The sequence below is a fragment of the Halomonas ramblicola genome, assembly GCF_030409215.1.
GTDB lineage: Bacteria > Pseudomonadota > Gammaproteobacteria > Pseudomonadales > Halomonadaceae > Halomonas > Halomonas ramblicola.
Window position 1 is genome coordinate 169,804 of the sequence record NZ_JAUFPL010000016.1, and the last position, 15,842, is coordinate 185,645.

14 protein-coding genes are annotated in these 15,842 nt (G+C 68.6%); 11 read left to right on the forward strand and 3 right to left on the reverse strand.

Translation table 11 applies throughout. The annotated features are described in order from the left end of the window. Nucleotides 1-28: 28 nt before the first annotated feature. The 8 genes from accD to QWY80_RS03810 all read left to right on the forward strand — a co-directional run bounded on the left by accD (nucleotide 29) and on the right by QWY80_RS03810 (nucleotide 7,813). The gene (accD, locus tag QWY80_RS03775; protein ID WP_290229365.1) at nucleotides 29-1,075 is read left to right on the forward strand and encodes an acetyl-CoA carboxylase, carboxyltransferase subunit beta; all 1,047 of its coding nucleotides are present in this window, start codon (nucleotides 29-31) and stop codon (nucleotides 1,073-1,075) included. A 7-nt stretch (nucleotides 1,076-1,082) separates the two neighbouring features. After that, complete coding sequence (gene folC, locus QWY80_RS03780; protein WP_290229366.1) at nucleotides 1,083-2,396, forward strand: bifunctional tetrahydrofolate synthase/dihydrofolate synthase; 1,314 nt, start codon at nucleotides 1,083-1,085, stop codon at nucleotides 2,394-2,396. Next, the gene (locus QWY80_RS03785) at nucleotides 2,393-3,094 is read left to right on the forward strand and encodes an SPOR domain-containing protein (RefSeq protein WP_290229367.1); all 702 of its coding nucleotides are present in this window, start codon (nucleotides 2,393-2,395) and stop codon (nucleotides 3,092-3,094) included. The genes folC and QWY80_RS03785 overlap by 4 nt, the downstream gene beginning before the upstream one ends. Before the next feature lies 1 nt (nucleotide 3,095). Further along, nucleotides 3,096-3,665: a CvpA family protein gene (locus tag QWY80_RS03790; protein WP_290229368.1), complete on the forward strand. Its 570-nt coding sequence runs from the start codon at nucleotides 3,096-3,098 to the stop codon at nucleotides 3,663-3,665. A gap of 72 nt (nucleotides 3,666-3,737) precedes the next feature. Continuing rightward, entirely contained in the window at nucleotides 3,738-5,258 is a 1,521-nt protein-coding gene (gene purF / locus QWY80_RS03795; RefSeq protein WP_290229369.1) for an amidophosphoribosyltransferase, read from the forward strand. Between the two features lie 10 nt (nucleotides 5,259-5,268). Further along, nucleotides 5,269-6,465, forward strand: coding sequence for an O-succinylhomoserine sulfhydrylase (locus QWY80_RS03800; RefSeq protein ID WP_290229370.1), 1,197 nt, complete (start codon nucleotides 5,269-5,271; stop codon nucleotides 6,463-6,465). A gap of 172 nt (nucleotides 6,466-6,637) precedes the next feature. Next, nucleotides 6,638-7,189 carry a cytochrome b gene (locus QWY80_RS03805; RefSeq protein ID WP_290229371.1) on the forward strand — a complete coding sequence of 184 codons (552 nt, stop codon included), beginning with the start codon at nucleotides 6,638-6,640 and terminating at the stop codon, nucleotides 7,187-7,189. Nucleotides 7,190-7,228: 39 nt separating this feature from the next. Next, nucleotides 7,229-7,813 carry a YceI family protein gene (locus QWY80_RS03810; RefSeq protein WP_290229372.1) on the forward strand — a complete coding sequence of 195 codons (585 nt, stop codon included), beginning with the start codon at nucleotides 7,229-7,231 and terminating at the stop codon, nucleotides 7,811-7,813. 138 nt (nucleotides 7,814-7,951) lie between these two features. On the opposite strand, the gene QWY80_RS03815 is transcribed toward QWY80_RS03810, so the two are convergent. Continuing rightward, entirely contained in the window at nucleotides 7,952-8,746 is a 795-nt protein-coding gene (locus tag QWY80_RS03815) for a 2OG-Fe dioxygenase family protein (protein WP_290229373.1), read from the reverse strand. A gap of 275 nt (nucleotides 8,747-9,021) precedes the next feature. Between QWY80_RS03815 and QWY80_RS03820 the strand changes: the two genes are divergently transcribed. Both QWY80_RS03820 and QWY80_RS03825 read left to right on the forward strand, forming a co-directional pair. Beyond that, the gene (locus QWY80_RS03820) at nucleotides 9,022-10,851 is read left to right on the forward strand and encodes a putative bifunctional diguanylate cyclase/phosphodiesterase (RefSeq protein WP_290229374.1); all 1,830 of its coding nucleotides are present in this window, start codon (nucleotides 9,022-9,024) and stop codon (nucleotides 10,849-10,851) included. A 101-nt stretch (nucleotides 10,852-10,952) separates the two neighbouring features. Next, a complete protein-coding gene (locus QWY80_RS03825; protein WP_290229465.1) occupies nucleotides 10,953-12,233 on the forward strand; it encodes an MATE family efflux transporter in 1,281 nt (426 codons plus the stop codon). On the opposite strand, the gene QWY80_RS03830 is transcribed toward QWY80_RS03825, so the two are convergent. Both QWY80_RS03830 and QWY80_RS03835 read right to left on the reverse strand, forming a co-directional pair. Then, nucleotides 12,230-13,966 (reverse strand): AMP-binding protein, encoded by a 1,737-nt coding sequence (locus QWY80_RS03830; RefSeq protein WP_290229375.1) that lies wholly within the window; start codon nucleotides 13,964-13,966, stop codon nucleotides 12,230-12,232. The genes QWY80_RS03825 and QWY80_RS03830 overlap by 4 nt on opposite strands. Nucleotides 13,967-13,992: 26 nt before the next feature. Beyond that, nucleotides 13,993-14,451 (reverse strand): MerR family transcriptional regulator, encoded by a 459-nt coding sequence (locus tag QWY80_RS03835; protein ID WP_290229376.1) that lies wholly within the window; start codon nucleotides 14,449-14,451, stop codon nucleotides 13,993-13,995. A gap of 212 nt (nucleotides 14,452-14,663) precedes the next feature. On the opposite strand from QWY80_RS03835, the gene QWY80_RS03840 reads away from it, so the two are divergent. Then, nucleotides 14,664-15,830 carry an acyl-CoA dehydrogenase family protein gene (locus QWY80_RS03840; protein WP_290229377.1) on the forward strand — a complete coding sequence of 389 codons (1,167 nt, stop codon included), beginning with the start codon at nucleotides 14,664-14,666 and terminating at the stop codon, nucleotides 15,828-15,830. Nucleotides 15,831-15,842 lie beyond the last annotated feature (12 nt).

The window sequence follows — 15,842 nt, forward strand, 5'->3', positions numbered from 1 at the left end:
GCCGACCAGATGACGGAACCCTTCTGACATGAGCTGGCTAGACAAGATCGTGCCCTCCATCGGGCGTATCCAGCGCAAGGACCGCCGCGCGAGCGTGCCCGACGGCCTGTGGCGCAAGTGCCCCAAGTGCGAGGCGGTGCTCTACCTTCCCGAGCTCGAGAAGCATCACAACGTCTGCCCCAAGTGCGACCACCACCTGCGCCTCACCGCGCGCAAGCGCCTCGACTGGTTCCTCGACAAGGAAGGACGCGAGGAGCTGGCCGCGGAGGTCGAGCCGGTCGACCGCCTCAAGTTCCGCGACTCCAAGAAGTACAAGGACCGCCTGGGCGCGGCCCAGAAGGAGACCGGCGAGAAGGACGCCCTGATCGCCATGCGCGGCCGCCTCGACGGCCTGCCGGTGGTGGTGGTGGCCTTCGAGTTCACCTTCATGGGCGGCTCCATGGGGGCCGTGGTGGGCGAGAAGTTCGTGCGCGCCGCCAGCGTCGCCCGGGAGGAGGGCATCCCGCTGATCTGCTTCTCCGCCTCCGGCGGGGCGCGCATGCAGGAGGCGCTGTTCTCGCTGATGCAGATGGCCAAGACCTCGGCCGCGCTGGAGAAGCTCAAGCAGGCCGGCATCCCCTACATCTCCGTGCTCACCGACCCGGTGTTCGGCGGCGTCTCGGCGTCGCTGGCCATGCTCGGCGACCTCAACGTCGCCGAGCCCAACGCGCTGATCGGTTTCGCCGGCCCGCGGGTCATCGAGCAGACCGTGCGCGAGCAGCTCCCCGAGGGCTTCCAGCGCAGCGAGTTCCTGCTCGAGCACGGCACCGTCGACATGATCGTGCATCGCCGCGAGGTGCGTGACCGCCTGGGGCGGGTGCTGCGCAAGCTGACCCACCAGCCCGCCATGGGCCTGGCCGACGACACCCTCGGCGAACCCGATCTGGTGGACGCCGCCGAGCAGGCCGAGCAGAGCGAGCGGGTCGAGGCGTCCCCCGAGGAGGCGCCGGCGGAGCCCCGGGCTGAGGCTCCCGCCGAGGTCGGCGAGAGACCCGAGGGTCGGGCCGACGACGCCCAAGACGACACCCGTCGCTGACCGTTCCATGAGCGACGCGGCCCTGCCCACCACCCTGGACGCCTGGCTGGCCCGGCTCGAAGCCGCCCACCCGGTGGGTATCGATCTCGGCCTCGAACGCGTGGCCGAGGTCGCCCGTCGCATGGGGCTGCTGGCGCGTCCCATCGCCGGCCGGGTGATCACCGTGGCCGGCACCAACGGCAAGGGCTCCACCGTGGCCCTGCTCGAGGCGCTGGCCCGGGCCCACGGCCTGGCCACCGCCACCTACACCTCGCCCCATCTGCTGCGCTACAACGAGCGTCTGCGCCTGGATGGCCGCGATGCCGACGACGCCACCCTGATCGATGGCTTCGCGGCCGTGGAGCGCGCACGCCTGGACGGCGCGCCGGTCAGCCTGACCTATTTCGAGGTCGGTACCCTGGGGGCGCTGTGGGCCATGGCCCGGCGCCCGCCCGACCTGGCCATCCTCGAGGTGGGGCTGGGGGGCCGGCTGGACGCCGTCAACGTGCTCGACCCCGACGTGGCGGTGATCACCACCGTGGCCCAGGACCACGCCGCCTTCCTCGGCACCGACCTGGAGCAGATCGGCCGCGAGAAGGCCGGCATCCTGCGCGGCGGTCGCCCGGCGGTGCTGGGCAGCACCGTACTGCCGGCCAGCGTGCGCCAGGTGGCCGACGGGCTCGGCGCGGCGGTGTACGCCCTCGGCGAGGCCTTCCACCGCGAAGGGGAGGGCGAGGGCTGGAGCTTTTGGGGTCAGTTCCCGATCCCCCATCTTCCCGACCCGGGCCTGCCGTTGGACAACGCCGCCACGGCGCTGCAGGCCCTGGCGCTGGCCGGCGTGGCGCTCGACGCCGAGGCCTGCCGCACGGCACTGGGCTCGGTCCGGCTGCCAGGGCGCATGCAGTGGCTCGGGCGGTGGTGCCTGGACGTGGGGCACAATCCCCACGCCGCCACCTACCTGGCGGGTCGCCTGACCGAGCGACCCGATGGGGGCCGCACCCTGGCGTTGCTGGCCATGCTCGGCGACAAGGACGCCGACGGCGTGATCGCCGCCCTGGCGCCGGTCGTCGACGCCTGGGTGACCGCCGGCCTCGACGGCGAACGGGCCCGCGACGCTGACGACCTGGCCGCACGCCTGGAGGCGCAGGGGGCCCGGGTGCTGGCGCGCACCACTTCGCCGGCCGCCGGGGCCGCCTGGCTGGCGGGACGGCTGGCCCCCGAGGATCGGGTGCTGGTGTGCGGCTCCTTCTATACCGTGGCCGAGGTGCTGGCCTGGCTGGCGAGCCGCCCGGACGCGGTGCAGACTGAGACTGACGACAGGCCCTGGGAGGAAGCCCCGTGAAATATGGCATGCGCGAGCGCCTGAGCGGCGCGGTGATCCTGATCGCCCTGGCGGTGATCTTCGTGCCCATGCTGTTCGATGAGCCCGCGCCACGGAGCGAGCGTCCCGAGCCGGTACTGACCATCGAACAGCCCATCGAGGTGCCGCGTCGCGACGTCCCCGATCCCGTGCCGCCCTCGAGCCTGACCGATGACGAGTCGCCGAGACCGGATGCGGAGGGCGCCGAGACGCCGACGACGGCCGAGGTCCCCCGGCCATCGCCCGACCTGTCCCCGGATGACGAGGCGCAGGAGGTCGAGCCCGTGGACCTGGAGGCCGCCCCCGAGACGGCGGACGAGCCAGCCGACGCGCCGGCGGCCGACCCCATCGCCGAACTGGCGCGCGCCGCCGATGAGCGGCTCGCCGAGGACGCCGACCCCGAGGACGCCGACCCCGAGGCGCCGCAGGCCATCCCCGAGGCCTCGCCCTCGGGCGAATGGGCCGTCCAGGTGGGCAGCTTCGGCGAGTCGGCCAATGCCGAACGCCTGGTGGAGCGGCTCACCGAGGAGGGCTTCGCGGCCTACAGCCGCCCGCGGGACAACGACCTGACCACCGTCTACGTGGGGCCCTTCGACAGCTCCGGCGCGGGGGAGCGGGCCGTGACCGAGATCAAGGAGCGGGTCAACCTCCAGGGCCTGGTGGTGAAGGCGAGGAACTGAGATGACCCTGACCTGGCTCGACTGGATCTTCGTGGCGTTGCTGGCGGTCACCGCCATCACCGGGTTGCTGCGCGGCCTGGTGCGCGAGGCCCTGGGGCTGGCCGCCTGGATCATCGCCCTGCTGGCCGCGCGGGTGCTGGCCCAGCCGGTGGCCGACCTGCTGGCTGGCCTGATCGACAGCGCCGACGGTCGTCTGGTACTGGCCTTCGTGCTGGTGGTCCTGGGCGTGGTGCTGCTGTGCGGCATCGTCATCCGGCTGGTGCAGGCCGCGGTGGAATGGGTCGGCATGGGCATGGTCAACCGTTTACTGGGCGCGGCCTTCGGCGCCGCCAAGGGCGCCGCCATCCTGGTGCTGGTCACCATCCTGATCAGCCTGACGCCGCTGGCCCGACTCGAGGCCTGGCAGGACGCCCAGCTGCGGCCCACCTTCGAGCAGCTGCGCGACTGGGCGGTGAGCCAGCTCGAGGCCTGGGAGGGACGCATTCCCGAGGCGCCCGATTCGCTGCGCGATATCTCCCTGCCGGGCGACGAACCGGCCGGTGACGAGACGACGACAACCCCTGACAGATGATTTCCGAGCGCGCCGGCTGCCCGGCCGTTCCGACTCTTCAAAGCAAGCTCTAGGCAAGCGAGGTAAGGTGGAATGTGCGGTATCGTGGGCCTGATGGCCAAGCAGGCGGTGAACCAGGGCATCTACGACGCCCTGACGGTGCTCCAGCATCGCGGACAGGACGCCGCCGGCATGATGACCTGGCATGAGGGCCGCTTCCTGCTGCGCAAGAGCAACGGGCTGGTGCGGGACGTCTTCCATACCCGCCACATGCAGCGTCTCAGGGGCAACCTGGGTATCGGCCACGTGCGCTATCCCACCGCCGGCTCCTCCAGCGAGGCGGAGTCCCAGCCCTTCTACGTCAACTCGCCCTACGGCATCTGCCTGGCGCACAACGGCAACCTGACCAATTCCGACCAGCTCAAGCAGGAGCTGTTCTCCTCGGACCTGCGCCATATCAACACCAGCTCCGACTCCGAGGTGCTGCTCAACGTCTTCGCCCACGAACTCGGCAAGCAGGGCCTGTACCTGGCGCCCGGTGACGTCTTCGATGCCGTGCGCCGGGTGCACCGCCGCTGCCAGGGCGGCTATGCGGCGGTGGCGATCATCAATGGGGTGGGCCTGGTGGCCTTCCGCGATCCCCACGGCATCCGCCCGGTGGTGTTCGGTACCCGCGACGAGGGCGCCGGCCAGGAGGTGATGATCGCCTCCGAGTCCGTGGCGCTGGACGTGGGCGGCTTCGACCTGCACCGCGACCTGGCCCCGGGCGAGGCGATCTTCGTCGACATGGACGGCCAGATCCACACCCAGGAGTGTGCCGACACGCCGCGGCTGGTGCCGTGTATCTTCGAGCACGTCTACCTGGCGCGCCCCGACTCCATCCTCGACGGCGCCTATGTCTACGGCACCCGCATGCAGATGGGCCGCAAGCTCGGCGACCGCATCCAGAGCGAGTGGCCGGAGCACGACATCGACGTGGTGATCCCCATCCCCGACACCTCCCGCACCTCGGCCCTCGAGCTGGCCCAGCACCTGGGAGTGACCTACCGGGAAGGCTTCATGAAGAACCGCTACATCGGGCGGACCTTCATCATGCCGGGGCAGACCCAGCGCAAGAAGTCGGTGCGCCAGAAGCTCAACGCCATCGACATCGAGTTCAAGGGCAAGAACGTGCTGCTGGTGGACGACTCCATCGTGCGCGGCACCACCTGCAAGCAGATCATCCAGATGGCCCGCGAGGCCGGCGCGGGCAAGGTCTACTTCGCCTCCGCCGCGCCGCCGGTGCGCTATCCCAACGTCTACGGTATCGACATGCCGGCGGCCAGCGAGCTGATCGCTCACGGCCGCAGCGAGGCCGAGGTGGGCGAACTGATCGGCGCCGATCGCATCTTCTACCAGGACCTGGAGGACCTGAAGGCCGCCTGCCGCGAGGTCAACCCCAGCCTGGACGCCTTCGACTGCTCGGTGTTCGATGGCAACTACGTGACCGGCGATATCGACGACGCCTATCTGTCGGCCCTGGAGGCCACCCGCAGCGACGACGCCAAGCAGCAGAGCGCCGGGGACCACGCCCTGGTGGGCGTGCATAATCAGGACGACGACATCGACGACTAAGGGGCCCGTCATGGAACAGGATCAATCGAGAGAGGACGCCTGGGCGCTGGAGACCCTGGCCATCCGCGCCGGTCACCACCGCACGGCCGAGCAGGAGCACAGCGAGCCGATCTTCCCCACCTCCAGCTTCGTCTACGCCAGCGCCGCCGAGGCGGCGCGCAAGTTCAAGGGCGAGGAGCCGGGGAACGTCTACTCGCGCTTCACCAACCCCACCGTGCATACCTTCGAGCGCCGCCTGGCGGCCATGGAGGGTGGCGAGCGTTGCGTCGCCACCAGCTCCGGCATGTCGGCCATCCTCTCCACGGCGCTGGCGCTGCTCTCCGCCGGCGACGAGATCGTCGCCTCCCGCTCCCTGTTCGGCTCCACGGTGAGCCTGTTCGACAAGTACCTGGGCAAGCTGGGCATCACCACCCGCTACGTGGAGCTCTCCGACCTGGCGGCCTGGGAGGCGGCCATCACCCCGGCGACCAAGCTGCTGTTCGCCGAGACGCCCTCGAACCCGCTCTCCGAGGTGGTGGACATCGCCGCGCTGGCCGAGATCGCCCATCGCCACGGGGCCCTGTTGGCCATCGACAACTGCTTCCTGACCCCGGCGCTGCAGAAGCCCATCGAACTGGGCGCCGATCTGGTGATCCACTCCGCCACCAAGTACCTGGATGGCCAGGGCCGGGCGATCGGCGGCGCCGTGGTGGGGCGCGAACGCGAGCTCGAGGAGTTGTTCGGGGTGGTGCGCACCTGCGGGCCCTGCCTGAGCCCCTTCAACGCCTGGGTCTTCACCAAGGGTCTGGAGACCCTCAACCTGCGCATGCGCGCCCACTGCGACAATGCCCAGGCCCTGGCCGAGTGGCTCGAGGCCCACCCCGCGGTGGTGCGGGTCCACTACAGCGGGCTCGCCAGCCATCCCCAGCACGTCCTGGCCAGGCGTCAGCAGCAGGGCTGCGGCGCGGTGCTGGGCTTCGAGGTGGCGGGCGGGCGCGAGGCCGCCTGGTCGGTGATCGACGCCACCCGGCTGCTCTCCATCACCGGCAACCTGGGCGACGTCAAGAGCACCATCACCCATCCCGCCACCACCACCCACGGCCGCCTGTCCGACGAGCAGCGGGCCGCGGCGGGCATTGCGGAGGGGCTGATCCGCGTGGCGGTGGGCCTCGAGGCCCTCGACGACATCCGTGCCGACCTGGCCTGCGGCCTCGACGCCCTGGCCTGAACGGATTTGGCGGTAGCCAGCGACGCCCGTCTCACCCGGTGGTGGGCGGGCGTCGTTGCCTGGCGGGAGGTAACGGTTTTTCCGAATGATGCATTCGGGTTTTTTCAGCGGATGACGATGATGCGCTGCGGTATGCTCCCCGTCATCATCGAGGCACCCGAGGAGCGAGACCATGTGGCGCAACACGGAGAGTGGCTGGGGGCTCGTCAGCATCCTGCTGCACTGGGTCCTGGCGATCGCCATCGTCGGCCTGTTCGCCCTGGGCTGGTGGATGACCGGCCTGGGCTACTACGACAGCTGGTACAACCTGGCCCCCTGGTGGCACCGCTCCGTCGGCATGCTGGTGCTGTTCGCCACCCTGCTGCGCCTGGTGTGGCGGCTGGCCAACCCCGCGCCGCGGGCCCTGGGACACCGCCTGGAGCGGCTCGCCGCCCACCTCGGACACATCGGCCTCTACGTGCTGATGCTGGTGGTGCTGGTCAGCGGCTACCTGATCTCCACCGCCGACGGCCATGGCATCGGCGTCTTCGACCTCTTCGAGGTGCCGGCGCTGGTCAGCGACCTGCCCAACCAGGCGACCCTGGCCGGCGAGATCCACTGGTACAGTGCGCTGGCGCTGGTCCTCCTGGCCGCCGGCCATGCGCTGGCGGCCCTCAAGCATCATCTGGTCGATCGTAACGACGTCCTCAAGCGGATGATCGATCCGAGAGTGAGTCGCCGCTGAGGCGACGGCCTTCCCCGACGAACCACAAGGAGACGTAGCATGTTCAAGAAGACCGCCATCGCCGCCGCCCTGAGCGCCAGCGCCCTGGTCGGCGTAAGCCAGGCCCAGGCCGCCGAGTATGTCATCGACACCGAAGGCCAGCACGCCTTCGTGCAGTTCAAGATCAACCATCTCGGCTACTCCTATATCCTCGGCAGCTTCGAGGAATTCGCCGGCGGCTTCCAGTATGACCCGGAGAACCTCGAGGCATCCTCCGCCAGCGTCGAGGTGCAGGTGTCGAGCCTGAACACCAACAACGCCGAGCGTGACAAGCACTTCCTCAGCGACGACTTCCTGGATGCCGGCGAGTTTCCGACGGCCACCTTCGAGTCCACCGGCTTCGAACCCACCGGCGAGGACGAGGGCGTCCTGACCGGCGAGCTGACCCTGCACGGCGAGACCAACGAGATCGAGATGCCGGTGACCCTGCTGGGCGAGGGCGAGGATCCCTGGGGCGGCTATCGCGCCGGCTTCGAGGGCTCCACCACCCTGACCCTGGCCGACTACGGCATCGACATGGGCGACTTCCCCGAGGTGATGCACGAACTCGAGCTATACGTCACCTTCGAGGGCATCCGCCAGTAATCTGGCGGACGCCGCAGGAGGGCCATGCATGGCCCTCCCGCGGCACGGCACGACGAACCGCCCCCGGCATCGGCCGGAGGGCGGTTCTTTGTTCAATAGGCAGGATGAAGCCGGCCAACGGGGTGGCCGGTCGGCGGGTCAGTACGCCTCGTTGAGCACCGCGTCCGGGAAGTGGCGCCGCAGGATGCGATTCTGGAACTCATCGACGAAGCGGGTGTTGATGATGATGATGAAGCGCTCGAACGGCTGCGTCTCATCCAGCTGGCCGATGCCGTCCACGCTGTGGTAGAGGCGATCGTCGCGCAGGTGGAGGATCTCGCCGGGAGCCAGGGTGGCGTCGGCCACGGGCCGGGTGCCGGCCTTGTCGATGTAGAGATGGTTCTCCGCACCGGTGACGTTCTCGCGGTTGACCACCATGATGCTGAGCGCCTTGCAGCCGTCGGCGTGGATGCCCTGTCCCTGCAGGGGGTCCACCAGTCCCTCGCCGCGCACGCCGGTGATCTGCATCAGGATCGGCTCGCGCGGGCCGATGTTCCAGAGCTGGGCCCAGGCACGCACGAAGGCCTTGACGTCGGGGCGTCCCAGGAACTCCGGGGTGAGGGGCTCGTAATAGCGCAGCCGATCGGCCATGCTCTCGGCATCGTTGAAGGCGCCACCCTGGGCCATGGGGCACTCGCCCATGCTCTCCACCCGGCCGTCCGGGGTCAGGTTGAGCCAGGACATGCGCTTCCAGCGGCGGTTGACGTAGGGATCGCGGGGCAGGTCATCCAGGAAGGCCTGCCAGGCGGGCAGGTCGATGCGCTCGCGTACGTCTGCGAGACTCCAGTCCTGGTGTTCCAGCCGCTGGCGCACATCGCGGCCCCAGTAGTCGGCCAGCGGATTGACGGGCAGAGAGGTAACATCATAGCCATGCTTGAGGGTATCGAGTTTCATGGTCTTTCTCCTTCGAGTCGGGCGGGATTGCCCATGCGTTGTCGGCCGTTGGCCGATCAACAACGCGTCAACGCAAGGTTCTGTAACGCTTCTGTGACATTACGTTGCAATTCCTTGCGATGAGGTAGCAGTTTAGGTGGAGATTTCGACGGATGGCGACGTGAGGCTTAGGCATGAGGGTGCGTATGAAATAATCCCCTCACTGTGTAGGATAATTGCCACACTCAAGGTGACATCGCGCCCTGTCCCGATCAGAACCCATGGCGAGAGCTGGAATGAGTGGACGTGAATCCCGCCTCATGCGTTGGCTGAGGCGTAGCCGACCCCTGGCGTCCCCGAGGCAAGGGGAGAGGGAGGCCGTGTCGGGCCAGCCGGGAGAGGTGGAGCGCGTCCGCCGCCAGTACCTGGAGAGCGAACTGCGCTTCCGGGCCCTGCTCGAGAGCCTGCCCAAGGTGGCCGTACAGGGCTACGACCGGGATCGCAGGGTGATCTACTGGAACGAGGCGAGCGCCCGTCTCTACGGTTACAGCGCCGAGGAGGCGCAGGGGCGTCAGCTCGAGGACCTGATTATCCCCGACTTCATGCGCGAAGGGGTGATCGGTGCCCACCGGGCCTGGGTCGAGGAGGGCCGGGAGATTCCCGCGGAGGAGCTCGAGCTCAGGCACCGCAGCGGCGAACTGGTCCCGGTGTTCTCCCATCACGTGATGCTCAACGAGCACACCGACGAGCCGCTGATGTTCTGCGTCGACGTCGACCTCTCGGACCAGAAGCGTGCCCATCGTGAGCTCGACTTCGCCAAGCGTTTCGACCGCTTGACCCACCTCCCCAACCGCGAGACCTTCGAGCAGCAGCTCGCCATGGCGATGGAGGACAGTCGCCAGCAGGGCGCCGCCCTGGTGCTGGTCTATCTGGATATCGACCACTTCGTGGACATCAACGATGCGCTGGGCTATCAGCAGGGCGACCAGTTGCTGATCCAGCTGGCCACCCGGCTCGGCGCCCGGCTACGCGCCTCCGATATCATGTCGCGGGCCTCCAGCGACGAGTTCCTGATGGCCTTCCCCGGCGTGCACCACCAGGAAGACATTTCGCGCCTGGTGCTCAAGGTCCAGGAGGTGCTGCGCTCGCCTTTCCCCCTCGACGGCAAGTCGCGCAAGGTGACCGCCTGCCTGGGCGTCAGCGTCTTCCCCGCCAACGGTGAGTCGGCCGGCGAGCTGATCCGCAATGCCGACGTAGCCAAGAATCGTGCCAAGCTCAACGGTCGCGGCCAGGTCCTCTACTTCGACCAGAAGCTCCACGACGAGCTGCTCTACCAGCACCGCCTCTCGGACCGCCTGGAGCAGGGGTTGGAGGCGGGCGAGCTGACGCTCTACTATCAGCCCCAGGTGTCGGCGGCCAGCGGCCGGGTCGAGAACCTGGAGGCGCTGCTGCGCTGGTTCCCCAGGGAAGGCGACCCGGTATCGCCGGCCGAGTTCATCCCCCTGGCCGAACGCTCGGGCCTCATCCACCGCATCGGCGACTGGGTGATGGAGGAGGCGTGCCGGCAGCGGGCCGTATGGCGGGAGGCCGGGCTGCCCCTGGAGCGCATCGACATCAACTTCTCGGGTAGCCAGATGAACCGGGCCGATCTCTTCGAGCGCCTCGACACCTGCCTCGAGCTTCATGGGCTAGGGCCCCGGGACATCGGCATCGAACTCACCGAGAACGTGCTGATCGAAGCGGACGAGCGCGTCCTGGATGGCCTCAGGCGCCTCTACCATCGCGGCTTCCGGATCGCCATCGACGACTTCGGTACCGGCTACTCGTCGCTCAGCTATCTCAAGCGCTTCCCGGTCACGGCCCTCAAGATCGATCGCTCCTTCGTGCGTGATGCCCCCTCCCAGCCCGAGGACCGGGCGATCATGGAGGCCACCGTGTTCATCGGCCACCGTCTCGGTCTCGAGGTGGTGGCCGAGGGGGTCGAGAATGCCGAGCAGCTCACGCTGCTCCGCGAGATGCGCTGCGACCTGGTGCAGGGGTTCTACTTCTTCGCCCCGCTGGGAGCGCCCGAGGTCGAGCGCCTGCTGGCCGGCATGCTCACCGGCCATCCGGGACTGTCGAGCTGAGCGATCTGGCGTAGAATGCGGCGCCTCCCTTCCCATCAGGAGCTGTCGTGTCCCGATCCCGTGACTCCCTGGGCCCGACCCTGTGGCGCCAGACCTGGCCCATGGCCATCGGCGTATTGGCGCTGCTCGGCTTCCAACTGGTGGACAGTGCCTTCATCGCGCGTCTCGGCACCGCGCCGCTGGCGGCCCAGTCCTTCACCTTCCCGCTGTCTTTCCTGATCATCGGCATCCAGGTGGGGATGGGCATCGCCATCGCCGCGCTCATCTCCCGCGCCCTGGGCGCCGAGCAGCTGGCCCGTGCCAGACGCCTGGGGAGCCTGGTGCTGCTGCTCGGGGCCAGCGTCATCGCCGTCCTGGTGGTGGTGCTGTGGGCCGTGCAGACGCCGGTCTTCGCCCGGCTCGGCGCCGACGCCGCCACCCGCGAGCTGATTCGTGGCTACTGGGCGCCCCAACTGCTGGCCGCCTGGTTCGGGGCGGCGCTCTACTTCGGCTACAGCCTGTTTCGCGCCCATGGCAATACCCGACTGCCGGGGATCCTGATGGTGGTCACCAGCCTGGTCAACCTGGTACTGGATCCGCTGCTAATCTTCGGGGTGGGGGGCTGGGAGGGACTCGGCCTGCCCGGCGCCGCCTGGGCCACGACCCTCGCCTTCGCGGCGGGGCTGGCCGTGCTGGGCGACCGCCTGCGGGGCACCGACTGGCTGACGGGGGAGGGCCTGGGGGCCGAGCTGCGCGCCTCGGCACGCCCCTTCATCGGCATCGCCGGGCCGGCCATGGTCAGTCAGCTGATGCCGCCCCTGGCGGCCATGCTGGCGATCGCGGTGGTGGCGACCCTGGGCGAGGCCCAGGTAGCGGCCTGGGGACTGGCCAGCCGCCTGGAGACCCTATCGTTGATGGTGGTGCTGGCCATGACCATGTCGCTGCCGCCCTGGCTGGGACGTTGCTACGGCGCCGGCGACTGGGAGCAGGTGCACCGCCTGATGCGCCTGGCGCTCAGGGCGGTGGTGGCCTGGCAACTGGCGCTGGGCCTGGCCATGGCCCTGGCCGCGCCCTGGGTGGCGCAGGGGCTGTCCGGCAACCCCGAGGTGCGCGACGACCTGGCCATGCTGATCCGCTTCCTGCTGCCCAGCTATGCTGCGTTGGGCGTGTGCATGCTGGTGGTCTCGGCGGGCAATGCCCTGGGCTGGCCGCTGCGCGCCATGCTGATGTCGGGCGCCCGGCTGTTCCTCTTCTACCTGCCCTGCCTGGGGGCAGGCGCCTGGTTCGGTGGCCTGACCGGGCTGGCCGCGGGGGCGGCGCTGGGCAACCTGCTGGCCGGCCTGGCCGCCTGGGGGGTGCTGAGGCGGATACTCGCCAGTCCTCGCCGGGCGGCCGTCGCCTAGTCCAGCCCCAACTCGTGGGTGGCTTCCTCACGCATCTTGAACTTCTGGATCTTGCCGGTGACGGTCATCGGGAACTCGTCGACGAACTTCACGTAGCGCGGGATCTTGTAGTGGGCGATCTGGCCCTTGCAGAACGCCTTGAGCTCCTCCTCGGTGAGGGACTCGCCGTCGGAGAGCTTGACCCAGGCCATCACCTCCTCGCCGTACTTCTCGTCGGGCACGCCGATCACCTGGACGTCGGAGATCGCCGGGTGGGTATAGAGGAAGTCCTCGATCTCGCGGGGATAGATGTTCTCGCCGCCGCGGATGATCATGTCCTTGATGCGCCCCACGATGGCCACGTAGCCCTCGTCGTCCATGGTGGCCAGGTCGCCGGTGTGCATCCAGCCGGCCGCGTCGATGGCCTTGGCGGTGGCTTCCGGGTTGTTCCAGTAGCCGAGCATCACGCTGTAGCCGCGGGTGCACAGCTCGCCGGTCTCGCCGCGGGGCACCACGGCGCCGGTCTCGGGGCTGACCAGCTTGACCTCCAGGTGGGGGTGGATGGTGCCCACGGTGGTCACGCGCTTCTCCAGCGGGGCGTCGGTCTGGGTCTGGAAGCTCACCGGGCTGGTCTCGGTCATGCCGTAGCAGATGGTGACGTCCTGCATGTGCATGCGCTCGATGACCTTGCGCATCACCTCGATGGGGCAGATGGAGCCAGCCATGATGCCGGTGCGCAGGCTGGAGAGGTCGAAGCGTTCGAACTCGGGGTGCTCGAGCTCGGCGATGAACATGGTGGGGACGCCGTAGAGGGCGGTGGCGCGCTCCTCGGCCACGGCACGCAGGGTGGCCTCGGGCTCGAAGCCGTCGCCGGGATAGATCATGGTGGCGCCGTGGGTCACGCAGCCCAGGTTGCCCATCACCATGCCGAAGCAATGATAGAGGGGCACCGGGATCACCAGGCGGTCGGCCTCGGTGAAGTTCATGGTGCGCGCCACGAAGAAGCCGTTGTTGAGGATGTTGTGGTGGGAGAGGGTCGCCCCCTTGGGCGCCCCGGTGGTGCCCGAGGTGTACTGGATGTTGATCGGGTCATCGAACTGCAGGGTGGCCTGCACCTCGGCCAGGTGCTCGGCGGCGACCTCGTCGGCATGGGCCAGCATGCCCTGCCAGCTGAGCATGCCGGCCAGGGCCCGATCGGCGTCCAGGCAGATAACCCGCTCGAGCTCCGGCAGGCGCTGGCAGGCCAAGGCATCGGGGGGACCGTCGCGCCGCTCCGGGGCCTGCCCTTTATGCTCCGGTGCCTGCCCTTTATTGAGCTCCGGTGCCAGCTCGGCGAGCGTCGCCACATAGTCGGAGGTCTTGAAGGCGCCCTGTAGTATCAGGGTGGTGGTGCCGGACTGCTTGAGGGCGTACTCGAGTTCGTGAGTGCGGTAGCTGGGATTGATGTTGACCAGGATGGCGCCGATCTTGGCGGTGGCGAACTGGGTGATGGTCCACTCGGCGCAGTTGGGTGACCAGATGCCGACCCGGTCACCCTTCTTCACCCCCAGCGCCATCAGGGCGCGGGCGGCCTCGTCCACCGCGGCCTGCAGCTCCTGCCAGGTGTAGCGCAGCCCCTGGTGGAGGCTCAGCAGGGCGTCGCGGTCGGGGAAGCGGGCCACGGTATCGTCGAAGCAGTCGCCGATGGTCTGGCCCTTGAGGGGGGTGTCGCTGATGCCGCTGACGTAGCTGATCGGAGTGTGTTGGCGTGTCATGGTGTGCGTCTCGCAGTTGTTACTGTTCAGGTCGCCGGTGGCTGGGCGCCGAGGCGGGTCAGCACCTCGCGGGCGCGGGCCTCCACGTCGTCGAGCTCGCGCTGCATCAACCGGATGTCCTCCAACTGGCGTTCCAGGTTGGCCCGCTTGTCGGCCAGGATCTCCAGAAGACGCTCGAGCTGGCGCGTATTGCCGTCGGGCATGGCGTCGTACATCTCCACCACCTCGCGGATCTCGGCCAGCGAGAAGCCCAGCCGCTTGCCGCGCAGGGTGAGCTTGAGGCGCACCCGGTCCTTCTCGTGATAGATGCGGGTCTGGCCGCGCCGCTCGGGGGCCAGCAGCCCCTCCTGTTCGTAGAACCGGATCGTCCGCGGCGTCACCTCGAACATCTTCGACAGTTCGCCGATCGTATAGGTACGACGCTGGCGGGGCAGGGCGCCGCCGTTGTTGCCGGTGGGCGAGGCGTTCGATGTGCGCTGGGTCATGGGCGTCTTCCTTTTTGGGGGCGGGCGACACGGGGCCGTCCACCTGACGGCAACACTAGCCTAGGTTTACGTTAACGTAAAGTGCTTGTTCGACCATGGGGTGATATGGGATAAACCTAGCAAGTGCTAGGTTGGGAGCCAGCCACGCTGCCGGCTTCCGGTACGACGCGATACACGACAAGTGCAATGACACGTGAGACGAGGATACCGCCATGGACTTTTCCTTGAGCGACGACCAGAAGGCGCTGGTCCAGGCCGCCGCCGACTTCTCCCGGGCCGAGCTGGCCGACCACGCCGCGCAGTGGGATGCCGAGTCGCATTTCCCGGTCGACGTGATCCGCCGTGCCGGCGAGGCCGGCTTCCTGGGGATCTATATCCCCGAGGAGCGGGGAGGTCTGGGGCTGTCCCGCCTGGATGCCTCGCTGATCTTCGAGCAGCTCTCCCAGGGCTGCATCTCTACCACCGCCTATCTTACCATCCACAACATGGTGGCCTGGATGGTCGCCAGCTGGGGCGACGAGGCGTTGCGCGAGGCCTGGGTGGAGCGCCTGATCAGCGGGGAGTGCCTGGGCTGCTACTGCCTGACCGAGCCGGGTGCCGGCTCGGACGCCGCCAGCCTGCGCACCAAGGCGGTGCGTGACGGTGATGATTATGTGATCAGCGGCTCGAAGATGTTTATCTCCGGCGCCGGCGCCAACGACGTGCTGGTGGTGATGGCCCGCACCGGCGCGCCGGACAGCGGTGCCGGCGGGGTGTCGGCGATCCTGGTGCCGGCCGATGCCGCGGGCATCGAGTACGGCAAGAACGAGCAGAAGATGGGCTGGAAGAGCCAGCCGACCCGGCTGGTCAGCTTCGACGGCGTGCGCGTGCCCGTCGCCAACCGGCTGGGTGCGGAGGGCGAGGGCTTCAAGCTGGCCATGAAGGGCCTCGACGGCGGGCGTCTCAATATCGCCAGCTGCTCCCTGGGGGCGGCCCAGCGGGCGCTGACCCTGGCTCGCGACTACATGGGCGAGCGCAAGCAGTTCGGCCGCGAGCTGTCGAGCTTCCAGGCGTTGCAGTTCAAGCTCGCCGACATGGCCAGCGACCTGCTGGCGGCCCGCCTGATGGTGCGCCACGCCGCCTGGCGCCTCGATCGGGGCGACCCGGAGGCCACCGCCCACTGCGCCATGGCCAAGCGCATCGCCACCGACATGGGCTTCAATGTCTGCAACGAGGCATTGCAGATCCACGGGGGGTACGGTTACCTCAGGGAGTTTCCCCTGGAGCGCATGGTTCGCGATACCCGGGTCCACCAGATCCTCGAGGGCACCAACGAGATCATGCGCCTGATCGTCGCCCGCCGCCTGCTGGCCGACGGCGTCATCGAATCGCTGCAATAGGAGACCAACACC